The sequence below is a fragment of the Vibrio sp. B1FIG11 genome (genome assembly GCF_905175335.1).
Classification (GTDB): domain Bacteria; phylum Pseudomonadota; class Gammaproteobacteria; order Enterobacterales; family Vibrionaceae; genus Vibrio; species Vibrio campbellii.
Genome location: NZ_HG992751.1, coordinates 1002648 through 1023675 on the forward strand (window position 1 = coordinate 1002648; position 21028 = coordinate 1023675).

General features: G+C 45.7%; 17 protein-coding genes. 6 read left to right on the top strand and 11 right to left on the bottom strand.

Going from position 1 to position 21028, the window contains the following annotated elements:
- Positions 1–75 precede the first annotated feature (75 nt).
- Together KHO06_RS04560 and KHO06_RS04565 are read right to left on the bottom strand one after the other, a co-directional pair.
- Complete coding sequence (locus tag KHO06_RS04560) at positions 76–1074, bottom strand: substrate-binding domain-containing protein (protein ID WP_212582158.1); 999 nt, start codon at positions 1072–1074, stop codon at positions 76–78.
- A 548-nt stretch (positions 1075–1622) separates the two neighbouring features.
- Entirely contained in the window at positions 1623–3365 is a 1743-nt protein-coding gene (locus KHO06_RS04565; protein WP_212582159.1) for an AAA family ATPase, read from the bottom strand.
- A gap of 622 nt (positions 3366–3987) precedes the next feature.
- Here KHO06_RS04565 and KHO06_RS04570 point away from each other — a divergent pair.
- The gene (locus tag KHO06_RS04570; protein WP_212582160.1) at positions 3988–4320 is read left to right on the top strand and encodes a tRNA-binding protein; all 333 of its coding nucleotides are present in this window, start codon (positions 3988–3990) and stop codon (positions 4318–4320) included.
- 61 nt (positions 4321–4381) lie between these two features.
- On the opposite strand, the gene KHO06_RS04575 is transcribed toward KHO06_RS04570, so the two are convergent.
- A complete protein-coding gene (locus KHO06_RS04575) occupies positions 4382–4933 on the bottom strand; it encodes a gamma-glutamylcyclotransferase family protein (RefSeq protein ID WP_212582161.1) in 552 nt (183 codons plus the stop codon).
- Positions 4934–5133: 200 nt separating this feature from the next.
- Here KHO06_RS04575 and KHO06_RS04580 point away from each other — a divergent pair, with 200 nt between their 5' ends.
- Positions 5134–6318 (top strand): NnrS family protein, encoded by a 1185-nt coding sequence (locus KHO06_RS04580; RefSeq protein WP_212582162.1) that lies wholly within the window; start codon positions 5134–5136, stop codon positions 6316–6318.
- 320 nt (positions 6319–6638) lie between these two features.
- On the opposite strand, the gene mltC is transcribed toward KHO06_RS04580, so the two are convergent.
- The 5 genes from mltC to KHO06_RS04605 all read right to left on the bottom strand — a co-directional run bounded on the left by mltC (position 6639) and on the right by KHO06_RS04605 (position 13081).
- Complete coding sequence (mltC, locus tag KHO06_RS04585) at positions 6639–7751, bottom strand: membrane-bound lytic murein transglycosylase MltC (RefSeq protein WP_212582163.1); 1113 nt, start codon at positions 7749–7751, stop codon at positions 6639–6641.
- A gap of 178 nt (positions 7752–7929) precedes the next feature.
- Positions 7930–9489 carry a glycerol-3-phosphate dehydrogenase gene (gene glpD, locus KHO06_RS04590; protein ID WP_212582164.1) on the bottom strand — a complete coding sequence of 520 codons (1560 nt, stop codon included), beginning with the start codon at positions 9487–9489 and terminating at the stop codon, positions 7930–7932.
- 179 nt (positions 9490–9668) lie between these two features.
- Entirely contained in the window at positions 9669–10460 is a 792-nt protein-coding gene (locus tag KHO06_RS04595; protein ID WP_212582165.1) for a DeoR/GlpR family transcriptional regulator, read from the bottom strand.
- Positions 10461–10650: 190 nt separating this feature from the next.
- A complete protein-coding gene (gene glpK, locus KHO06_RS04600; RefSeq protein ID WP_212582166.1) occupies positions 10651–12168 on the bottom strand; it encodes a glycerol kinase GlpK in 1518 nt (505 codons plus the stop codon).
- Positions 12169–12226: 58 nt separating this feature from the next.
- Entirely contained in the window at positions 12227–13081 is an 855-nt protein-coding gene (locus tag KHO06_RS04605) for an MIP/aquaporin family protein (protein WP_212582168.1), read from the bottom strand.
- Positions 13082–13953: 872 nt separating this feature from the next.
- Here KHO06_RS04605 and glpT point away from each other — a divergent pair.
- From glpT to KHO06_RS04625, 4 genes are all read left to right on the top strand, one after another.
- Entirely contained in the window at positions 13954–15321 is a 1368-nt protein-coding gene (gene glpT, locus KHO06_RS04610) for a glycerol-3-phosphate transporter (RefSeq protein ID WP_005427324.1), read from the top strand.
- A 54-nt stretch (positions 15322–15375) separates the two neighbouring features.
- On the top strand, positions 15376–16431 hold the full coding sequence (gene glpQ, locus KHO06_RS04615; RefSeq protein WP_212582170.1) for a glycerophosphodiester phosphodiesterase: 1056 nt from the start codon (positions 15376–15378) through the stop codon (positions 16429–16431).
- Positions 16432–16909: 478 nt separating this feature from the next.
- Positions 16910–17176 carry a YqaE/Pmp3 family membrane protein gene (locus KHO06_RS04620; protein ID WP_045381517.1) on the top strand — a complete coding sequence of 89 codons (267 nt, stop codon included), beginning with the start codon at positions 16910–16912 and terminating at the stop codon, positions 17174–17176.
- 90 nt (positions 17177–17266) lie between these two features.
- On the top strand, positions 17267–17824 hold the full coding sequence (locus tag KHO06_RS04625; RefSeq protein ID WP_244858378.1) for a hypothetical protein: 558 nt from the start codon (positions 17267–17269) through the stop codon (positions 17822–17824).
- Between the two features lie 75 nt (positions 17825–17899).
- Here KHO06_RS04625 and dapD read toward each other — a convergent pair whose 3' ends face one another.
- The 3 genes from dapD to KHO06_RS04640 form a co-directional block, all read right to left on the bottom strand.
- Positions 17900–18931 (bottom strand): 2,3,4,5-tetrahydropyridine-2,6-dicarboxylate N-succinyltransferase, encoded by a 1032-nt coding sequence (dapD, locus tag KHO06_RS04630; RefSeq protein WP_047481530.1) that lies wholly within the window; start codon positions 18929–18931, stop codon positions 17900–17902.
- Between the two features lie 325 nt (positions 18932–19256).
- A complete protein-coding gene (locus KHO06_RS04635) occupies positions 19257–20240 on the bottom strand; it encodes a GGGtGRT protein (protein ID WP_005427312.1) in 984 nt (327 codons plus the stop codon).
- A gap of 23 nt (positions 20241–20263) precedes the next feature.
- On the bottom strand, positions 20264–20956 hold the full coding sequence (locus KHO06_RS04640; RefSeq protein ID WP_212582172.1) for an iron-sulfur cluster assembly scaffold protein: 693 nt from the start codon (positions 20954–20956) through the stop codon (positions 20264–20266).
- Positions 20957–21028: the final 72 nt, after the last annotated feature.

A 21028-nucleotide genomic window follows, 5' to 3' on the forward strand; every position in this document is an offset into this window, starting at 1 on the left:
AAAGAAAAAGCTCTGTCACTTCGGTGGCAGAGCTTTTACTTTGTAACCTTTCTTGGCACTGACTAGCGCGATATCCTAAAGACGATCCACCGAGTTACGGCGCACTAAAGTTGGGCTAAAGATGATGGTGTCATCTTCCACTTGTTCATCACGCGATAACGCTAATGCCAAACGCGCAGCACGCTCTGCCATCATTTCGATTGGGTAACGAATCGTGGTCAAACTTGGATTGACGAAGCGAGCAATTAAGCCATCGTCGAAGCCAACCATGGACACTTTTTCTGGTACGTCGATACCATTTTGGTCTAACGCTGCCAGCGCACCTGCTGCCATGTAGTCGTTGTACGCCACCACGCCAGTGATTGCGAGTGATTTGGTCAGCAGATTGGTCATGGCTGTTTCGCCGCCGTCACTGTTTGGCTCGCCATATTCAACATAGCTTTTTGATAGCTCGATATCGTGATCTTTCAGCGCCGCTTGGTAACCTTGCAAACGCTCGTCGATATCTTCGATGTCATGGGATGAGGCGATACAAGCGATCTTGGTGTGACCATGACGAATCAGATATTCCGTCGCTAAGTACGCGCCCTTGCGGTTATCAAGAGAGATACAACGCTCTGCCAACTCTGGGATATGGCGGTTTATCAACACCATGCCTTTGACTTCTTTGGCGTAACCAATCAGTTCTTCGTCTGATAAGCCTTTAGAGTGAATTACAATGGCTTCACAGCGGCTGTTAATCAGAAGTTCTAGCGCTTGGCGTTCGTCTTCTGGGTTGTGGTAGCCATTACCTATCAGAATGTGTTTGCCGTTTTCTCGCGCCACATTATCCACCGATTTCACCAGTGTACCGAAGAACGGATCTGAGACATCACCCACAAGCACGCCCATGGTGTTAGTACTTTGGCTGACGAGTGCACGCGCTGCTGCGTTTGGACGGTAGCCCAGTTTGCTCATTGCTTGCGTCACTGCGTTGATAGAAGATTGGCTCGCTTTCGGTGATTTATTGATCACGCGAGAGACGGTCGCGACCGATACGCCGGCTTCTTTCGCGACATCCTTGATTGTTGCCATGAGGGACCTTTCGTGGGCTAAATAACGTTAACCGGAGTATTAAACACCCATTGTGTAATAAGTGCAATCAACACCGTTTTTATATTGCGATGAATTTGGCCTTACTCTATGAATTTATTGGATATATGTGATGTGTAAACGTTATCTTAGATGGGGCGTTGATTAGTAGTATGAAAACAAAAAATCGCGGCCACTGATATGACCGCGATTTGTCGTTTCTATTTCTCTTTACAGGCCATAGAAAATGGCGCCTTGAAAGCTAGTTGTTGTTCATCCAATCAACCATTTGGGTTTTGTACACATCGCTGTTGCTGGCAAGTGCTAACTGTAACTCAGAGAGCACACAAGGTAGGTGAAAAATAGAGGTATTGGGGTAAGCGAAGAAATAGCGTCCCGTGATCACGAGCAGCGAAGAGCTAAAAAGATTACGTTTATTCAAGAAGTGATATGTTAAGTGCTTGTTTAAAAAGGAATAAAAAAGAAGAGTAGAACTATCCACATCGCAAGGTCGAGGCATAACGTGTTACGAGTTATGCCTCGTTATGATGCTATTTAAGAGCTTTCTCTAAATCAGCTATTTCACTCCACTCTACGGCATTGCCTGGAAGAGGTTTAGTGAAATCTGTCAGAGCTTCCAGTAGCTTTTTAAGGTTTGCGAATTCTTGCCCATTTTCATCACTGATGATCTGCAATGCAGAATACGGCTTTTCAGATGTCACCTCTTGACCAAAGTATGCTTCTTCAAGATTTGGGACAGAAGCAACCAGTCGCACTTTTGCTGTATCAGGAGCTTGCCCAACCACTTCTAACAAGTTCTTATTAGTTCCCCATGCTGGATTAGCTTTTGGCTTCTTGCCTTCTTTAGCTTTGCAGAGAGGTCTATCTGAGTCATGGAGTAACGCATATGGTGCACCAAACTGATTTAATATCTTAGCTAGAGAGGCTAATGTTGCTTTCCCTCGTGCTCGAACGATATGGGTATCTTTAAAAGCTTCAGGATGTTTTGCTATGACGTGTTTGAAGGCTGTGTATTCTGTGTCACCCTCTACAAGTACGGTTTTACCACCAAAGAAGAATTCTGCTACGTGAGGGTCAAAGACATTAAGAAGCTTCAATCTTGCTTTGTCATCTTCGTCTAGTTTAGCTCTGTGTGGTCTAAAAATAGTGGTACCTTTTATATTCCCATCCCCGGACCTTTCTACTCTGACTATTGAAGTATTATCTCTAGATAGATCGATAAAAGCGGGAGCGTGGGTAGTTACCATGACTTGCCAGTTTCCACTTTTCGGTAGGTCATAAAGGACTTTACAGGCTTCACGAATGGCTGTGGGGTGCAGGCACAGTTCAGGTTCATCGAGTAGGAGAAGGTGAGGTCTTTCTGCTCCTTTTCCTGCTTTTGCCCGTTTTTGTTCAGAGATGATTCTTAATGCTGACCACAATAATGTTCTTCTGGCACCGTTACCTTGCTTTTCAATTGATGTTTGGTGGCCATCTTCGTGACCCATTCGAAGCTCGGGGTCGTTTTTGAACAGGTTGATACACTTTTCAACGTCATCTTCTGGTTTTGCATCAAATTTAACTTCATATCCCGGAAATACTTCGCTGACCATTCTCTTCATTTCGGTTTGGACAGCTTCAATTTCCTGCTCTGTGTCTTTGACTACAATCTTTTGTAGTTCCATCACGTTGTGCAGTAGTTTCTGATATGGGGTTAATTCACCATCTGGAAGCTCTTCTTCAGAAAGTGCCTTAACTCTCTCTGTCAAAGCACTTTGTAGTAACTTAATGATCTCTTTCGATTGGGTTTCAGGATCTGAGAAAGCATCAACCCTGTGAGGCTCTGACCTGTATGCCTGTGCAACATTTGGAGCTCCCCAAGGACGTTTAGTTGGGTGCCAGTCGTTGGCTTTGACATCCCAGCCTACTCTTGTCGGTTTTCCTGGGGCTTCCCAAGTCCATTTTTCTTTTACGTATTTCTCTTCAGTTTTCTCGTCGGTCAGTACCCATTGTTTGCCCGGTTGGCCCTCATCAAATATAACGGTTTCAATAATTATCTCTGGGAGGTTTTCAGGGTCTATAGACTCATTTGGGAAGTCATGGATGGTCAGGTGACCTGTTTTAGAGGCTTCTTCCATTGCGACTTCATATGCTCTAAGGATTGAGCTTTTACCGACATTATTTGGTCCAACTAGAACAACAATTTCATCTAGTTCTATTTCTACAGGAGTATTGCCGATGCAGCGAAAGTTCTTAATTGAAAGCTTTCTTAATCTAGGCCTAGGGTTTTCCATAGTAATCTCTTTGTGCGTAAATGTTCATATGCGACTTTATTGCTTGTCATCCAAGCGTTCCACAACATGCCGTCACAAAAGAGAAAAATTATCTCTATAGCAATCTAAGAGCATTTACGTTCAAAGCTATAAGGTCATTTGCCTGCATGAAAGTCTTGCTATCGCTCATTCAGATCGATTTAGAGCTATATATGTATTTGTTTTCTTATTTCTTGATGAAGGAGATAAAAAGCGATGGTCTGTTTTGGGGAGTGGACTTTGGTTGATGATAGAGCCAGCACAGGTGACTGCAGCCCTACGTTCAATCACCGGAACAACTAAACAAGCATTCACTGGATATTGAGATATTGTCTTAAGCAGCTTTAACTTGGCTCTATGCTGATCTATGAAGGTGTGGTTAGTCCGATGCTTCACCACCGACAAACACTTAGCTTCCAAGACATATTCAAAGGTGTAGAGATCACGGCGTGGGGCTGGCCGAAGTTGAGTGAGATTTGGTAAAGGGCAATTGTAATCAGCGCGATCTTTGCTCATCAAAATGCGATCTTCACCTCTTGTATTTAAAGTACTAACTGATAATGTAGAATTTGTTTTAGTAAAATTTTACTTGAGGTTTTAATCAATGGAAACGATCGCTTACTCAGACTTTGCAAAGCTAGAAATTCGCACCGGAAAAATCATCGAAGTGGCTCGTCACGAAAACGCAGATAAGCTGTATATCGTGCAGATCGATATCGGTGAGAAAACACTGCAAACCGTCACCAGCTTGGTGCCTCACTACACAGAAGAAGAGTTGATGGGGAAACAAGTGGTGGTGCTGTGTAATCTCGCGAAAGCTAAGATGCGTGGTGAAACCTCTGAATGCATGTTGCTGTGTGCTGAAACCGATGATGAATCAGAAAGTGTTCTGCTGACGCCGGAACGCGCGATGCCTGCTGGTGTGAGAATCGTTTAGTATCCTTAAGCTTACTCAAATAAAAAACAGCGCTGATAGAGCGCTGTTTTTTATTCTGTTCTTAAGAGTGTTGAGCAATTAGGTTATCAATCAATTCATAATGATGATCTTGTACGCCCGCTAAGTTGCCGTATTTTGGCTGGTGGCGGTCGTTTTCTTTGGCATGATGCCAACCAACGGTATGGTGAACGAAGTGCTCAGCAAAGGCGTGAGAGACTTCCAAGCATCCAGCGAGCACCGTATCAACATAGCTTTGCATGATGGGACTGAGCGAGCAGGGTGGTAACGGATCGTTTTTCACATAAACCCAAATGCTGTGCTCAGAGTTAAAAGTGGCCTCTGTTTCAATCTGATCTGGACGGATTTGAATGCGATGGTAGCCACGTTCGCGTCGGTCAAACTCCGCTAGCGCTTGATCGTCGACTTCAAGCAGTACGCCATTGACTTGCCCTTCGCCTTCATTCACAACCAAGGGTGACAAGATATAGCTGTCGTCAACTTTGCCCCAATAGCGCACCAGACCATGAGCGATGACTGGGATGGCTTCTCCCGTTTGCCCGGTTAACTTGCGCGAGGCGGCATTGATTAAACTGCCGTAGCCAAATATATACATCTCGATTGCTTCCCTTACTTCGACGAAATCACTTCTGTCCGTTATACCTAAACATGACTAGCTGAGCAATTTATGAAGCGCAGATTTTACCTCAAAAGAGTAGTTTGAACTTCATAACATGTATTTTTCATGCATGTTTGTGTTAGTATGACCACGTTGAGTTTTTGAATAGTACCGAATGGGTACTTAAGGGCATCACAATGCTGAATATCACCGATAAAAAAGTGGAAGAAAAAATCCCTGCATGGCTGCGATTAGGGTTTAGACCGTTTTTCCTGTTTGGCTCTATTTATGCCGTTGTCGCAATTGCGGTATGGGTATGGATGTTCCAAACCGGACAGCCAAGTGCGTTGAGTGTTCCGGCGTTGTGGTGGCACGTTCATGAAATGTTGTTTGGTTTTTCAATGGCAATAGTGGTTGGCTTTGTGCTGACTGCAGTGCAAAACTGGACGGGCATTAACGGCACGAAACACTACACCTTGTTAGCGATATTTACATTGTGGCTTGCACCGAGAATACTGCTTTGGACACCAGCACCACTTTGGTTAATCAGCAGCATTGAAGCGCTGTTTTTGCTGTTTGTGGCGTACGAAGTGGGCATTCGTGTTTACCGCGCGAAAGGCTGGCGTAATCTATTCTTTGTGCCGTTATTCTTGCTCGCCATCTTTGCCAACTTTGCCAGTTACGCAACGGTGAAAGGCATGCCGCCATTTACCTCGTCTGCGGTATGGCAAGCGATGCTTTGGTGGTTCACTCTGTTGCTTTCTGTCATGGGCGGACGAGTGATTCCATTTTTCACAGCCCGTCGCTTTAACTTCGAAAAGGCTCAGCCGCTACTGTGGTTGGATTGGCTAGCAAACCTACCTTTGGTCATGTTGTTCGTATTGAGCTTCTTCCCCGTGACGTTTGCGGAAATTGGTCAGCCACTTATGTTGTTCGCCGGTGTGGCGCAGTTGGTTAGATTCCTGCGCTGGAAGCCTTGGCTGACACTTAGCGAGCCGTTGGTGTGGTCGTTACATGCGGCTTATTTGTGTCTGCCTTTGAGTCTGATTCTACGTGGCAGTTGGGATAATGCGTTTGCGAACCACAACTTAATTCATCTGTTTGCTATCGGCGCATTAGGTGGATTGATCTTAGCGATGATCGCTCGAGTGACCATGGGGCACACAGGTCGCATGATTTACAAAGGCCCAAACATGAGTATCGCTTTTGCTGCGGTGATTGGCGCGGCGTTAGCAAGAAGCTTAGGTGTGATTTTTGACCCTTCACACATGCTACTTTGGATTGATGTCAGTGCCGCCTTGTGGATTCTGGCATTCGGTATGTTCGTATGGCGATTCGGAATGATGCTGATGAAACCAAGAGTGGATGGCCATCCCGGATAGTCTCAGTACAGATTCGATAAAAGAAGGGCTCAACCAATGGTGTGAGCCCTTTTATTTGAGATTGCTTCCGCAAATGACCCACAATTAGTAAGGTAATTGTTAAGAATGTGAAAAACGTTGAATTCTAGAGTGGGATTTGAGCGTGCTAGAAGGTGCGGACTCCGCTACTCTGTAGGTGTTATTGCTCGTATGCACATGAGTGATTAACTAGCCAATTGACGTTTTAGACCCATAGGTGTCTTTTCGTGTAATTACATGGCCGCTTAGTTCTATACCTCCGTGGAACTAAGCGGCGTTTTTCGTTTTGTGGCTAGGCAAAATTAGATATTCCCTTCGCTGAAGTCTTTTTGGAAATACAGCACTTTCTGTAGGTAGCGTCTTGCTTCCCCTTTTGGGTGTTGAGTGGTTAACGCATCATAAACCTGAGTTGGGTTAAGGCTGTTAAGCTCATTCATCGCACGTTTTCGGTCACTATCGAAGGTAGAAAGCACGCCGCCTGTGCCGCCGTTATAAGCTGAAATTATACTAAAGTGTTTCGAAGTAGGATGTTTTACATCTCGTAGGTAGCGATTCTTCAAAATATAGAAATACGCAGCTCCGGTATCAATGTTATTGGCAGGATCGAACAAGTACTCTTTGGTTGGAATACCCGGTTTGTTTTTCACCAAATTAAACACATCAGCACCGGCGGTTTTTGGGATCACCTGCATTAAGCCGTAAGCCCCAGCATGAGAGACCGCATAAGGGTTAAAGCTACTTTCGGTTTTGATCACGGCGAAGATTAGATCTTCAGACAAGTCATATCTTTTAGCTGCATCACGTACCAAGCCTGCGTACTGGTATTCTCGCTGTTCTAGGTGATCTTTCACCATGTTGATTTCGACATAATAAGCATTGCCGCGTTTGATGGCTTTCTTCTGCAGTTTATTGTCGAGCAGGTAGCCCGCGTAGCGATTAGCACGCCATTCCCATTCAATCGGCTTTCCATCGTGATCGAGAACTTGCCCCAATAAAAAAGGCTTACCACGTAATACCGCTTCCTTGTCACTAAACAACTCCGCATGTGCTGGATCGGCAGGCATGAGTAGTGTCTGTACAATCGCTTTTTGTAGCTTTTCCGTTGGCTGGTATTGGGAAATCGTCGAAACATAGATCTTACCCGTTTCGAAGTCGATATGTGCTCGGGTGTTGTAACCATCAAGATACTTCACGTAACGGTGTTTGCCTGCTTCAACGAACTCATCTTCACCCCAGCGATCTTTGGCTTTTTGAGCAATGTAAGCCAGTAACTGTTTGATGTTATCTTCGTTCGACGCGCTTGGTGGTTTTACGTAGGGAGGAACGTAGTCATCACATGCGCATGGTGGTGTCTCTTCGGGAGCTACAGAACAACCACCGAGAAGGAGTAAGCTCAGGATTAGCGATTTCTTCATCGGATACCGATTTAATTAGAGGTGAGGGCAATTGCCGACTGAAGAAAATAATAAGTAAGAGTGCTAATTGCCTGAAATTAAAACTTTTTGTGCTTTCGATAGAAGCGTTTGATGCTGAGTGTTCACCGGAAAAAGAAAAAGCCTGCGGGATGCAGGCTTTGTATTAGGAGAGTCCAATTTAACTTACTTGTGAGAGGCTAAGGACTTTCTGTTGCAGCTTCTCTTTTAGATATTCTGCCAGTGCGATTTTCTCCTCTTCGTTCATGTATAAACCAAGTTTTGTACGACGCCACAAGATGTCTTCATCGGTTAGCGCCATTTCGTGATTCATCAAGTAATCAATTTCGCGTTGATATACGCCGCTTGCTTGCTCTGAGAAGCAGTGACCAAGATCTTCTACGCTGTTAGTGCCTTCCATCAGATCCCAAGTTTGTGTACCAAACTGAGTCACGTAGCGCAGCAACATCGCTTCTGATGCCCATGAGTACTTCGCATGAATCATCTTCGCCAATTGCTCACGGCTGCAACTGAAGTTACCGCCAGGAAGGGTTTGGTTTGCCGTCCAGTCTTTCCCCATTTCAGGTAGGAACGGGGCAAGTTTCTTCATTGCTGCTTCACCAAGCTTACGGTAAGTCGTGAGCTTGCCACCGAACACTGAAAGTAAAGGTGCGTGGTCGTATTCAGCGTCCAGTTCTAGTGTGTAGTCACGTGTGATCGCTTGCGGTGAGTCAGACTCATCATCACACAACGGACGTACACCACTGTATGTCCACACCACATCTTCGCGGCTTAGCTGGTGGACAAAGTGTTGGTTAACGATATCGATCAAGTAATCGACTTCATCTTCGGAAATCGCGACTTCACGCGGATTGCCTTTGTATTCCACATCTGTTGTACCAATGATCGAGAACTTATCTAGGTAAGGGATCATAAATACGATGCGGTTATCTTTGTTTTGTAGGATGTAGGCTTGCGGCTCGTTGTGGATACGAGGAACAACGATGTGCGAGCCTTTGATCAAACGAATGTTGCGAGGGGAGGTTTGCTCTAATCCTTCATCAAAGAACTGTTTCACCCATGGACCTGCTGCGTTAACCAGAGCTTTCGCTTTGCGTTCGAAACGTTGGTCTGTGGTGACGTCATGAATAGTGACATGCCAAATGCCGCCTTCACGGTGTGCTTTTTCTACGCGGCAGTAGTTGCGAACTTCTGCGTTATTCTCTTTAGCCGCTAGAACGTTCAACAACACTAAGCGCGCGTCATCTACCCAACAATCTGAGTATTCGAAACCGGTTTTCATTTCAGGTTTTAACAGACCTGATTTTGCTAGGTTGACGGTTTTGCTGCCTGGAAGAGTGGTTCGTTTACCCAAGTTATCGTAAAGGAACAAGCCACAGCGGATCATCCAAGCTGGGCGTAAAAATGGACGATGAGGTAAACGGAAGCGCATTGGTAGAGCCACATGAGGCGCTTTGCGTAAGATCACTTCACGTTCAGCGAGCGCTTCCGAAACCAAACGAAATTCATAGTGTTCAAGGTAACGTAATCCACCGTGGATCAGTTTTGAACTTGCTGAAGAGGTTGCCGATGCGAAGTCGTTAGCTTCGTACAAACCGACGCTTAAACCACGGCCAGCAGCATCAGCAGCAATACCAGCCCCGTTAATGCCGCCGCCGATCACGATCATATCTAGAGTAGGGGATGAATTCGTCGTGGAAGCATTTTGTTGGATACTCATAAATTTGACCTCTTGGTGAGCGAACGAGCATTTTGGAACATGAGTTTATCCTAGCTTAGGTTTCGTTTGTGGTCATTATTTATTTTCGTTTATGAGCGTTTTGTGTGATTTGGGCACAAAAAAACCTCTGCCTAATTAAGACAGAGGTCATTTATGCGCGTAAATAGTGAGTGTAAACGCTATTCGGTTATGGCTCTTTCCATTTGCGTATCAACCACTTCGAGCGGAACGGCTGCTTCTTTTAGAATCGCGAGAATCTCTTCTGGTGGTCGTTTGTTGGTAAATACCATGTTCAATTGCGCGATATTGCCCAGTTTCACCATCGCATTACGACCAAACTTCGAATGGTCAACCGCAAGGAACACGCTGCGGCTGTTATCGATAATCGCCTGTTTAACGCGAACTTCGTGGTAATCAAAGTCCAGTAGTGAGCCATCAAAATCGATACCACTGATGCCTAAAATACCGAAGTCGAGGCGGAATTGTTTGACGAAATCGAGTGTCGCTTCACCGACAATACCGCCGTCTCGGTTGCGAACTTCACCGCCCGCCAAAATCACTTTGATTTCCGGGTTTGGTAAAAGAATGGTGGCAACATTAATGTTGTTGGTCACCACGCGAAGCTGTTTGTGGTTTTTATTGAGCGCTCGAGCGACGGCTTCTGGGGTCGTGCCAATATCAATAAACAAGGTTGCGCCATCTGGAATGTGTTTTACGAGTTCTTCCGCAATGACATCTTTTTCATTGAAGTTAAGCGCTTTACGCGTGTTGTATGATGTGTTCTCTGAACTGAGAGGAATGGTCGCACCACCGTGGTAGCGACGAATCTTGTTTTCATCTGCGAGATCATTTAGGTCGCGGCGAATAGTCTGAGGACTAACATTAAATTTTTCTACCAGCTCATCCGTGCTGACATAGCCTTGTTTTTTCACCAACTCAACAATCTGTTGGTGTCGTGGTATTTGCTTCACTTAGCACTCCCTTGTGCACTGGTAATCGCCAATGCTTCAAAATCGAAAATAGAAACTTGCTCTATTGTGCTCGAATTAGCGCATTGTGAGAAGCTGTGGGAGTGTGGAATCCGCGATCGAACGCAAAAAAAGAGCGCCAATTAGGCGCTCTTGACGATTAATCAGGGGGAAACTAATCGTTTATCAGAAATTAATCGTCTTCGTCGTGAAGCTCAGACCAGGTTTGAGCACACTTGACTGCGCGCTTCCAACCTTTGTAACGACGGTTACGTTTTTCTTCATCATCGTGTGGTTCGAATGTGCGATCGAGCACGGCTTTGTCTTGCAGTTCATCAATGCTATCCCAGAAACCAACCGCTAGACCAGCTAGGTAGGCTGCACCCAAAGCGGTCACTTCGGTCACTTGAGGACGGTGAACTTCGGTATTAAGAACATCAGATTGGAACTGCATCAGGAAGTTGTTCGCCACTGCGCCGCCATCCACGCGAAGGTTTGCGAGTTTGATGCCAGAGTCTGCTTGCATTGCATCTAGCACATCACGAGTTTGGTAAGCGATGCCTTCCAAAGTTGCACGGATAATGTGGTTAGAGTTTACGCCACGAGTCAGACCGACAATCGTACCGCGAGCGTAAGCATCCCAATATGGTGCGCCCAGACCAGTAAACGCAGGAACAACGTAAACACCATTTGAAGTATCCACTTTGGTTGCAAAGTATTCTGAATCTTCAGCGCCAGCCAGGATCTTCATTTCATCACGTAGCCATTGAATGGACGCGCCACCCATGAATACTGCACCTTCAAGAGCGTAAGCTGGCTCGCCTTTTGGACCACATGCTAGGGTAGTCAGTAGACCATTTTTCGAGGTTACTTTCTCTTTACCCGTGTTCATCAACAAGAAACAACCTGTGCCGTAGGTGTTCTTCGCTTGACCTGCTTCTACACACATCTGACCGTAAAGCGCTGCTTGTTGGTCACCTGCAATACCAGCGATTGGGATACGAGTACCGCCTTTACCACCAATGTTGGTTTGGCCGTAGATTTCTGATGAGCGTTTTACTTCAGGCATCATGGATGCAGGGATACCCATCTCATCCAGCATTTTCTGATCCCAGCATAGGTCATTGATGTTGAAGAGCATGGTACGAGATGCGTTAGTGTAATCTGTTACGTGAACGCGGCCTTGAGTCATCTTCCAAACCAGCCAAGTGTCAACAGTACCGAACAGCAGTTTGCCTGCTTCGGCATCTTCGCGTGCGCCTTCAACGTTATCTAGAATCCACTTCACTTTTGTTCCAGAGAAGTAAGGGTCTAGAACCAGACCGGTATTGTCGCGAACGTAATCTTCTAGTCCGCGCGCTTTTAATTCTTCACAAATATCGGCAGTACGGCGACATTGCCACACGATCGCGTTGTAAACCGGCTTGCCTGTTTCTTTGTTCCATACAATCGTCGTTTCACGTTGGTTGGTAATACCGATACCTGCAAGTTGGTCGCTACGGATACCGGTTTTCGCAAGTGCTTCAACCAAAGTAGAGCTTTGAGTTGCCCAGATTTCCATTGGGTCATGCTCAACCCAACCAGCCTCTGGATAAATCTGAGTAAATTCTCGCTGAGCGACGCTTACGATATTCGCGTCATGATCCAGAATGACAGCACGAGAGCTTGTCGTGCCTTGGTCTAGGGCAACAATGTATTTTTGCTCAGTCATGGTAAGAATCCTTTTGTTTCGTTATTTATATTTTAGTAAATGTTCGAATGAGTTGGTTTTAAGCTTGAGCTTGTTCTGCTTCTTCTTCGGTCTCGCACTGATTAGGAATAGTACAGCCATGACCTTGTTGTGGCAGATACGCAGCAATTGCTTTCGGGTACAACCAACCACCGAAACAAGCACCTGCGATAGGAGCAAGAATTGGAACAATAAAGTATGGGATTTCGCGTGCACCGGTCAGTGCGTAATCCCAGCCTGCAAAGTAAGCAAACAGTTTAGGGCCGAAGTCACGAGCAGGGTTCATCGCAAAGCCAGTAAGTGGGCCTAAAGAACTACCGATAACCGCAATGAGAATACCGATAAGTAATGGGTTCATCGCGCCGCGAGGTGTGCCGTTGTTCTCATCACCAAGAGCAAGAATGGCAAACATCAGCACTGCAGTAATCACGAATTCCACAGCAAAAGCGCCAAAGAAAGAGAGAGAAGCGTGTGGGTAAGTCGAGAAAATGCCTGCTGTGGCGAGAGCCTCTTTGCTGCTACGAACGAAATTGTGTGCGATTTCGTAATCAGTAAACAGGTTACTGTACAAGCTGTAAACCAAAGCGGCAGAGCAAAAAGCACCGAGCATTTGCGCAATGATATAAGGCACCACTTTCGCCTTATCGAAACCATGGAACATGGCTAGTGCGATGGTAACGGCAGGGTTGATGTGTGCACCGGATACGCCCGCAGTACAGTAAATAGCAATGGCGACACCAAAGCCCCATACAATACTGATTTCCCATTGACCAAATTGAGCTCCGGTCAACACAAGTGCAGCAACACAGCCTACGCCAAAAAAGATAAGTAATCCTGTACCGATAAACTCGGCCAAACATTCTCCGAGCAGTGAGGGGTGTTTGTTCGTTGTCATGTTAAGAGTCCTTTAATATTTATGCTTATCTAGCACGGTTCTATTGTGCATATATAAACGTTTGCGAAAACAAACGAGCGTTAAAAATGGGCGTTTGAGCATAAATTTGTTAATCAAACTCTTCGTTTTTGTTAATTGACGCATCTTTTGCTCAAAAAGGAAACTCGATAAAACGATTTATAAGCTTCGACTTCGACTTTTCGGCTTAAAACTACCGATGTGAAAATCAATGCACAAACTGGTAAGAGGAGTTTTGTGAAGCTGCTTCGTGAATGGTGGTAAATTGCTCAGATGATTGGTTGAAAACTAACCCTAAAGAGCTAGCTAACACTAATAATGATAAGGGATTGCTGATATTTATTGACTCGATACTCTGCTTTCATACACGGCTAAGAGAAGGGAGCCTTCCTTAGAGCTGGTGAGTGAGCTTTTACTTCGAAAACATGTCTCATGAGCTTTAGTGAGTGGGAGAGCGATATCAACCTCAGTTGTTAATGGAATGACATTGTGGCAACACCACGTATTTAGCCTTGATGAGTGGTGTTCAGTGTGTCCAAGTTGCTCAAACTCAATCTTTTATCCTAATTCTGTGGTTGTTTGAGCGCTTGGTTTGCTTAAAACTGCAGTTAATTTGTTCGTTTGCGCATTTTATGTTGTATGTGAACAGTAACGAAATTTGGGGAAAGTGGAAGCGCAGTCTAATTTAAAGTCTCTAATTTTCTGTATTTACTGAAATTTAATTCTTATGCAACATTTATCACAGAAATAAAAATCGAATTTCATAAAATGCATCCACTTTCGAACGAAACTCCTTTTTGCTCGTTCGCGATTTAAGACTCCTTACCATCGCTCAATATAATTATGAGGTTCCTATGTTTGGAATATTCAAACCCAAGGCGCACATTGATCGCTTGTCGTCCGACAAGATCGATAGCACCTATTCTCGCTTACGTTGGCAACTCTTTATCGGCATTTTTGTTGGTTATGCAGGCTACTATCTGGTCCGCAAAAACTTCAGCTTGGCGATGCCTTACCTAATTGAACAAGGCTTTAGCCGTGGTGATCTAGGTGTTGCCTTAGCTGCAGTATCTATTGCTTATGGTTTATCAAAATTCTTAATGGGCAGTGTTTCTGACCGCTCTAACCCTCGTTACTTTTTAAGTGGCGGTCTATTAATGTCTGCACTTGTGATGTTCTGCTTCGGCTTTATGCCTTGGGCGACTGGCAGCATTACCGCAATGTTTATTCTATTGTTCCTAAACGGTTGGTTCCAAGGTATGGGGTGGCCTGCCTGTGGTCGAACCATGGTTCACTGGTGGTCACGTAAAGAACGTGGCGAGATAGTGTCGGTTTGGAACGTAGCACATAACGTAGGTGGCGGTTTGATTGGTCCTATGTTCATTCTTGGCCTTTGGGCATTTAACGACGATTGGCGCACCGCTTTCTATGTTCCTGCATTTTTTGCCACGCTCGTTGCTGTCTTTATTTGGTTCACGGTAAGAGATACACCGCAGTCTTGTGGTCTTCCACCAATTGAAGAGTACAAAGACGATTACCCTGATGATTACGACAAGTCACACGAAAAAGAAATGACGGCGAAGGAAATCTTCTTCAAATATGTCTTTTCTAATAAGTTGTTGTGGTCAATCGCGATTGCGAACGCGTTTGTTTACCTGATCCGCTACGGTGTATTGGACTGGGCGCCGGTATACCTAAAAGAAGCGAAAGACTTCTCGGTCGATAAATCATCTTGGGCTTACTTCTTGTACGAGTGGGCGGGCATCCCAGGTACGCTATTGTGTGGTTGGATTTCAGACAAGCTGTTTAAAGGTCGTCGTGCTCCTGCCGGTATTCTGTTTATGGCGTTGGTAACGGTAGCCGTGTTGGTTTACTGGTTCAACCCTGCAGGTAATCCAGCAGTAGACATGATGGCGCTGGTTGCAATCGGCTTCTTGATTTACGGTCCGGTAATGTTGATTGGTCTATACGCATTGGAGCTTGCTCCGAAGAAAGCGGCAGGTACGGCTGCGGGTCTAACGGGTCTATTTGGTTACTTAGGTGGTGCAGTAGCGGCAAACGCGATTCTTGGCTACACCGTAGACCACTTTGGTTGGGATGGCGGCTTTATCATCCTTATCGGTTCATGTATCACGTCCATCGTTTGTTTGACTTACGCATTTCTTGGCGAGCGTGCTCACCACGAACAAAAAGCGCGTGAGAAAGAAGCATTGGCGTCATAAAACCTTAAAGGGGCAGTGGAATACTGCCCCTTCAAATAAGTTAAGGAAATAACAATGAAAATAAAGTCAGTATGCATTACTTTTTTGGCGTGTAGCCTATCTGCCGGAGCTATTGCCCAGCCCCTTGTTATCGCTCACCGTGGCGCATCCGGTTACTTACCTGAACATACATTGGAAGCCAAAGCCCTTGCGTACGCAATGAAACCAGATTATATCGAGCAAGATGTGGTGATGACTAAAGACGATCAATTGGTCGTGCTGCATGACCACTATCTCGATCGCGTGACCGATGTAGCTGAGCGTTTTCCAGATCGAGCTCGTAAAGATGGCCGTTACTACGCGATTGATTTTACGTTGGCAGAAATCAAATCACTGCGCGTGACAGAAGGCTTCAAAATCAATGATAAGGGTGACAAGGTAGCAGGTTACCCGACTCGATTCCCAATGTGGAAATCAGACTTCACCGTCCCTACCTTTGCTGAAGAGATTGAGCTGATCCAAGGCTTAAACAAAACGCTGGGTTATGACATCGGTATTTATCCTGAGATCAAAGCGCCGTGGTTCCATCGCCATGAAGGTAAAGACATCTCAAAAGCAGTACTTATAGTTTTAAAGCAGTACGGCTACGACTCGCAAGACGACAAAGTATACCTTCAGTGTTTTGATGCCAATGAACTTCAACGTATCAACAGTGAGCTCATGCCTGCAATGGACATGGATTTAAAGCTCGTTCAGCTCATGGCTTACACCGACTGGAACGAGACCATGGAGTACAAAGGCGACAAGGCAACACCATACAGTTATGACTGGATGTTTGAAGCCAATGGAATGAAGAAGGTTGCACAATACGCGGAAGGGATCGGTCCTTGGAAGCCAATGTTGGTGGATGACAAATCCACCAAGGATAACATCATCATCAAACCCTTGATGAAAGAGGCAAAAGACGCGGGCTTGCAAGTGCACCCTTATACTTTCCGAGCGGACCCTGGACGTATTCCTGCTTACACCGACAGCTTCGATGGCATGATGGATATCTTCTACAATCAGGTGAAAGTGGATGGTTTGTTTACTGACTTCCCTGATAAAGCGGTGAACTTTCTGAACAAGTAAAGTTCTAAAAACTGAGTGTTTGAAACGCTCAGTATTACGTCACACGCCATGTCGTAACAATGTGCTCTTTATGGAGCCTATAAAAATCCCCTAGCAATATTTGTTAGGGGATTTTTTGTATCAATACTGATAAGAGTGCGCCATATCATACGACTATGCTTCATTTTGTATGCATATCCATTGTTCTTGATTTGCAGATGCTAAATATTCCTACCACCTACATGGTTACTATATGGACGTATTGTAAAATTGGTGCCCTTTGCTAAAGCCATTGTGGAGAAGACTGTGTTCCAGTGGCTTGGTTTACCCTTTCAGCTTGCCGCTTAAGTTTTGCTTCACACGTCGGTTCGTAGCTCCAAATTCTTAGGCGGCTTTTTCTTTTGAACTTAATGTTATCGACGGCAATCTCTATCGCTGATAGGCCGAGCATCAGTGCGCAATGCGATCATGATTAATAAAATACTAAACAGGAAATGACATGAGATTAGTACTTGCCATTTTAATTCCTTGGCTTCAATTTTTTACGATTGGTCGTTACTGGGCCGGCATTATCTGTTTGATACTACAGGTGACTCTAATTGGTTGGTTACCTGCCGCTATTTGGTCTGTCTATGCACTAATGAATTACGAAACGGATAAGAAAATCGAGAAGCTGGCGGCTGAGAAAGATGGTCCTGAGACGTTCTCAAACTATGCTCGAAAAGCGCCAGCATCGTCTGATCAAGATGGTGGTGGAGACGAGTAAGTGTTTTCGTCGAATATGAGTAAGCCTTACTTCTCTTATTGCTTACTTTTGAGTTGTTTTGGGTTTGCCTCTGGTGCACAGGCAGAGCTCATGATTCAAGAAGCGGTCGATTTATGGATATTAGATGGGGCAGAGTTTCGTCAGATGGTGAAATGCTCCCCGCAAGCGCAGTTGAATAATGGTGTGCAGCAAATCTATTACGATTCGTCATCTTGTGTATTGAGTGAACTGGCGACTTACGCTTTGGCTAAAGAATGTTTTGGTGATGCGAAGGCTCAGCGCGTTAATATTCTGGATGCGGCGGATAAATCGAAAGTAATGTCTTTTGATATCAACGCTGCCAGCTGTTCATTATTAGAGAAAAAATCGGTTCAGAAGAAATCAAAACCAGCGCCTCCGCCAAAACCATCTCAACCATCGACATCAAATTCTAAGGCTTACGTTGTTCAGCTCTACTCTGGTGTTAAGCCACCGAACAAGGTATTTGCACAGTGTGCGACTGCACCTTTATACGAGCACCACATTCATGGTTCGTACTATTTGTTCAGTGATGTTTACTTCCATTATTCAGAAGCCAAACAATTGATGGAGCACTTGCAGTCCGAATGCCCTGACTTATCGATGTGGATTCGTCCGATAAAGCGCTAGTTAAGACTGCTAATTAAAAAATCCCCCAACAGTTTCCTGCTGGGGGATTTTTCGTAGGGCTAATTCACGAATGAATTAGTTGTTTTTATGCAGTTCGCTGTTCAGTTCAACCGCGCTCTTGTTTGCAAGACACTCGATTTGACCTGTTACAGAGTTACGACGGAATAGTAGGTCAGAAACACCAGCAAGGTCGCGTGCTTTCACTACTTCTACCTCTTGGCCAGCAGAATCTAGCATGCGTACTTTAGAACCAGCAGTTACGTATAGACCTGATTCGATAGTACAACGGTCACCCATTGGGAAGCCAAGACCTGCGTTCGCGCCTAGTAGCGAGTTTTCACCGATAGAAACTACAACTTTACCGCCGCCAGATAGCGTACCCATGATAGATGCGCCGCCGCCGATGTCAGAGCCGTTACCAACTACTACGCCAGCAGAGATACGACCTTCAACCATGCTCACGCCAGTTGTACCCGCGTTGAAGTTGATGAAGCCTTCGTGCATTACCGTTGTGCCTTCGCCAACGTGTGCGCCAAGACGAACGCGAGAAGTGTCAGCGATACGAACGCCAGTTGGTACCACGTAGTCCACCATTTTAGGGAACTTGTCTACGCAATCTACGCTTAGTGCACGACCCGCTAGGCGAGCTTCGATTTGACGCTCTGCTAGTTCAGGTAGGTCGATTGGACCTTCATTAGTCCATGCGATGTTGTGCAGTAGACCGAAGATGCCGTCTAGTACCGTGCCGTGCGGTTGAACTAGGCGGTTAGAGATAAGTTGAAGTTTTAGGAAACCTTCAGCAACGCTTTGTGGCTGCTCGTCAGTTGCAAGGATAACCAGTACAAGTGATTGTGCTGATTCTGCTGCTTTTGCTGCGAAAGATGCGTTTGCCGCATCGCCGTTTGCTTCAAATGCTGCTGCCAGTTCTGCGCTTTGTGCTGCAGAGATCTCGATAGCTTGGTTGCCTTGCTCGTAACCTGCTACTGCAGCTAGTGCGTTAACAAGCGCTTCGCTTGGGTTAAGAACTGGGTTTGGGAAAAACGCTTCGATGATTTTGCCGTCGCGGTTTTTAGTTGCCGTACCAAAGGCTAGAGAGAAGAAAGCCATAGTTGATCTCCATGTGTTGAGTCTTGTGTCTCGTCTGTTCACTGACAAGAAATAATTAAGTTGTCAGCCATCATAAAGAGAGTATTGGGGAGTTTAAAGAGGGGAAATGGAGAAAGTCTGTAGATGGATACCTTTTGTCTTTTTAGAGATATGTTTGTCTGATGAGAAATGTGTCGCAAAAGCCATATCAGGCCGATTTTGGGCAGAGACACAGTGAAGTTGAAGAAGGGGACATCGCAAAAAATAAGGGGAGGACCGAAGTCACTCCCCCTACACTGGGTTTGTGGGATTTACTGGCTTTGGATAGAAAAGCCAGTAAATCGAATTAGAGGCTTAGCTCACCGACCTCTACTGCAAGTGCCACGGTAGCACCTACCATTGGATTGTTGCCCATACCGATAAAGCCCATCATTGCTACGTGTGCTGGCACTGAAGAGCTACCCGCAAATTGCGCATCGGCGTGCATGCGACCCATAGTGTCTGTCATGCCGTAAGAGGCAGGACCTGCCGCCACATTATCTGGGTGTAGAGTACGACCAGTACCACCACCTGATGCCACAGAGAAGTAAGGCATGCCTTCACGGTTGCGTTCCGCTTTGTAGATGCCTGCTACAGGGTGTTGGAAGCGAGTCGGGTTGGTTGAGTTACCTGTGATGCTCACATCCACTTGTTCTTTATGCATGATAGCTACGCCTTCACGCACATCGTCTGCACCGTAGCAAAGGATCTCACCACGTGGACCTTGGGAGAATCGGCGACGTTCTACTTCCACTAACTCACCAGTTTGGTAGTTGTATTGAGTACGTACGTAAGTGAAACCGTTAATGCGTGAGATGAGGTAAGCGGCGTCTTTACCCAAACCATTTAGGATAACTTTCAATGGATTTTTGCGTGATTTGTTCACGTTCAGTGCGATTTTGATTGCGCCTTCTGCCGCTGCGAACGACTCATGACCCGCAAGGAAAGCAAAACAGCCACTTTCTTCATTCAACAGACGAGCAGCCAATGCGCCGTGACCGATACCCACTTGGCGTTGTTCTGCGACGCTGCCTGGTTTTGTGCACGCCTGAAGACCTTCACCGATGATGTTTGCAGCTTCTTCTGCTGTTTTTGCACCGCGGAAAATCGCCAAAGCGGTACCTAGCGTGTAGGCATCTGCCGCGCTTTCAAACGCGATAGGTTGAGTGTCCATCACTAGTGCTTTAGGGTCGATACCACGATCCATACAGTATTGGTAAGCCTCTTCCAGGGAAGAAAGTTGCATTTCGTCTAATGTGCGACGTACAGATTCAGTAATTGGAGTGTTCATAATCTCTTTCCTCTTGGTGGCAATTATTGTTGGCGTGGGTTGATGGTAGATAAGGCTTCGTCAAAACGACCGTAAGTCCCTGTTGCTTTGTCTGCCGCTTCTGCAGCAGGAACGCCTTCGTTGATGGCTTTCATCATCTTGCCTAGGTTGAGATATTGGTAACCAATCACTTCTTTGTTTTCGTCTAGCGCGAGTTTTGTTACGTAGCCTTCAGCCAGCTCCATGTAACGCACGCCTTTTGCTTTAGTTGAGTAGCTAGTACCCACTTGGCTGCGTTGAGTTTGACCAAGGTCTTCCAATGCCGCACCAATTTCCAAGCCGCCTTCAGAGAAAGCAGATTGAGTACGACCGTAAACAAATTGAAGGAAGATTTCGCGCATCGCGACGTTGATAGCATCACATACCAAGTCGGTATTCAGTGCTTCAAGAATGGTTTTGCCAGTTAGGATTTCTGCGGCCATCGCGGCTGATTGAGTCATGCCTGAACAGCCGATCGTTTCGATCAAAGCTTCTTCGATGATGCCGTTTTTGACGTTAAGGGTCAGTTTTGCTGCGCCTTGTTGAGGTGCACAAGCACCAACACCGTGGCTAAGACCAGAAATCGCGATAACGTCTTTTGGATTGATCATTGCGCCTTCAACAGGGATCGGTGCAGATGCATGAAGATCGCCGCGTTGAATCGGGCACATTGATTGGATTTCGTGTGAGTATTGCATAATGTTTTCCCAGTGTATTTTTATGTCTTGAGAAAACAGGAGCGGGGTTGGAGGAGAGTTGATTTGCTCACT

Coding starts and splice junctions, on each gene's coding strand:
- KHO06_RS04560 (WP_212582158.1), bottom strand. CDS start 1,074: ATGGCAACAATCAAGGATGTCGCGAAAGAAGCCGGCGTATCGGTCGCG.
- KHO06_RS04565 (WP_212582159.1), bottom strand. CDS start 3,365: ATGGAAAACCCTAGGCCTAGATTAAGAAAGCTTTCAATTAAGAACTTT.
- KHO06_RS04570 (WP_212582160.1), top strand. CDS start 3,988: ATGGAAACGATCGCTTACTCAGACTTTGCAAAGCTAGAAATTCGCACC.
- KHO06_RS04575 (WP_212582161.1), bottom strand. CDS start 4,933: ATGTATATATTTGGCTACGGCAGTTTAATCAATGCCGCCTCGCGCAAG.
- KHO06_RS04580 (WP_212582162.1), top strand. CDS start 5,134: ATGCTGAATATCACCGATAAAAAAGTGGAAGAAAAAATCCCTGCATGG.
- mltC (WP_212582163.1), bottom strand. CDS start 7,751: ATGAAGAAATCGCTAATCCTGAGCTTACTCCTTCTCGGTGGTTGTTCT.
- glpD (WP_212582164.1), bottom strand. CDS start 9,489: ATGAGTATCCAACAAAATGCTTCCACGACGAATTCATCCCCTACTCTA.
- glpK (WP_212582166.1), bottom strand. CDS start 12,168: ATGACTGAGCAAAAATACATTGTTGCCCTAGACCAAGGCACGACAAGC.
- KHO06_RS04605 (WP_212582168.1), bottom strand. CDS start 13,081: ATGACAACGAACAAACACCCCTCACTGCTCGGAGAATGTTTGGCCGAG.
- glpT (WP_005427324.1), top strand. CDS start 13,954: ATGTTTGGAATATTCAAACCCAAGGCGCACATTGATCGCTTGTCGTCC.
- glpQ (WP_212582170.1), top strand. CDS start 15,376: ATGAAAATAAAGTCAGTATGCATTACTTTTTTGGCGTGTAGCCTATCT.
- KHO06_RS04620 (WP_045381517.1), top strand. CDS start 16,910: ATGAGATTAGTACTTGCCATTTTAATTCCTTGGCTTCAATTTTTTACG.
- KHO06_RS04625 (WP_244858378.1), top strand. CDS start 17,267: ATGATTCAAGAAGCGGTCGATTTATGGATATTAGATGGGGCAGAGTTT.
- dapD (WP_047481530.1), bottom strand. CDS start 18,931: ATGGCTTTCTTCTCTCTAGCCTTTGGTACGGCAACTAAAAACCGCGAC.
- KHO06_RS04635 (WP_005427312.1), bottom strand. CDS start 20,240: ATGAACACTCCAATTACTGAATCTGTACGTCGCACATTAGACGAAATG.
- KHO06_RS04640 (WP_212582172.1), bottom strand. CDS start 20,956: ATGCAATACTCACACGAAATCCAATCAATGTGCCCGATTCAACGCGGC.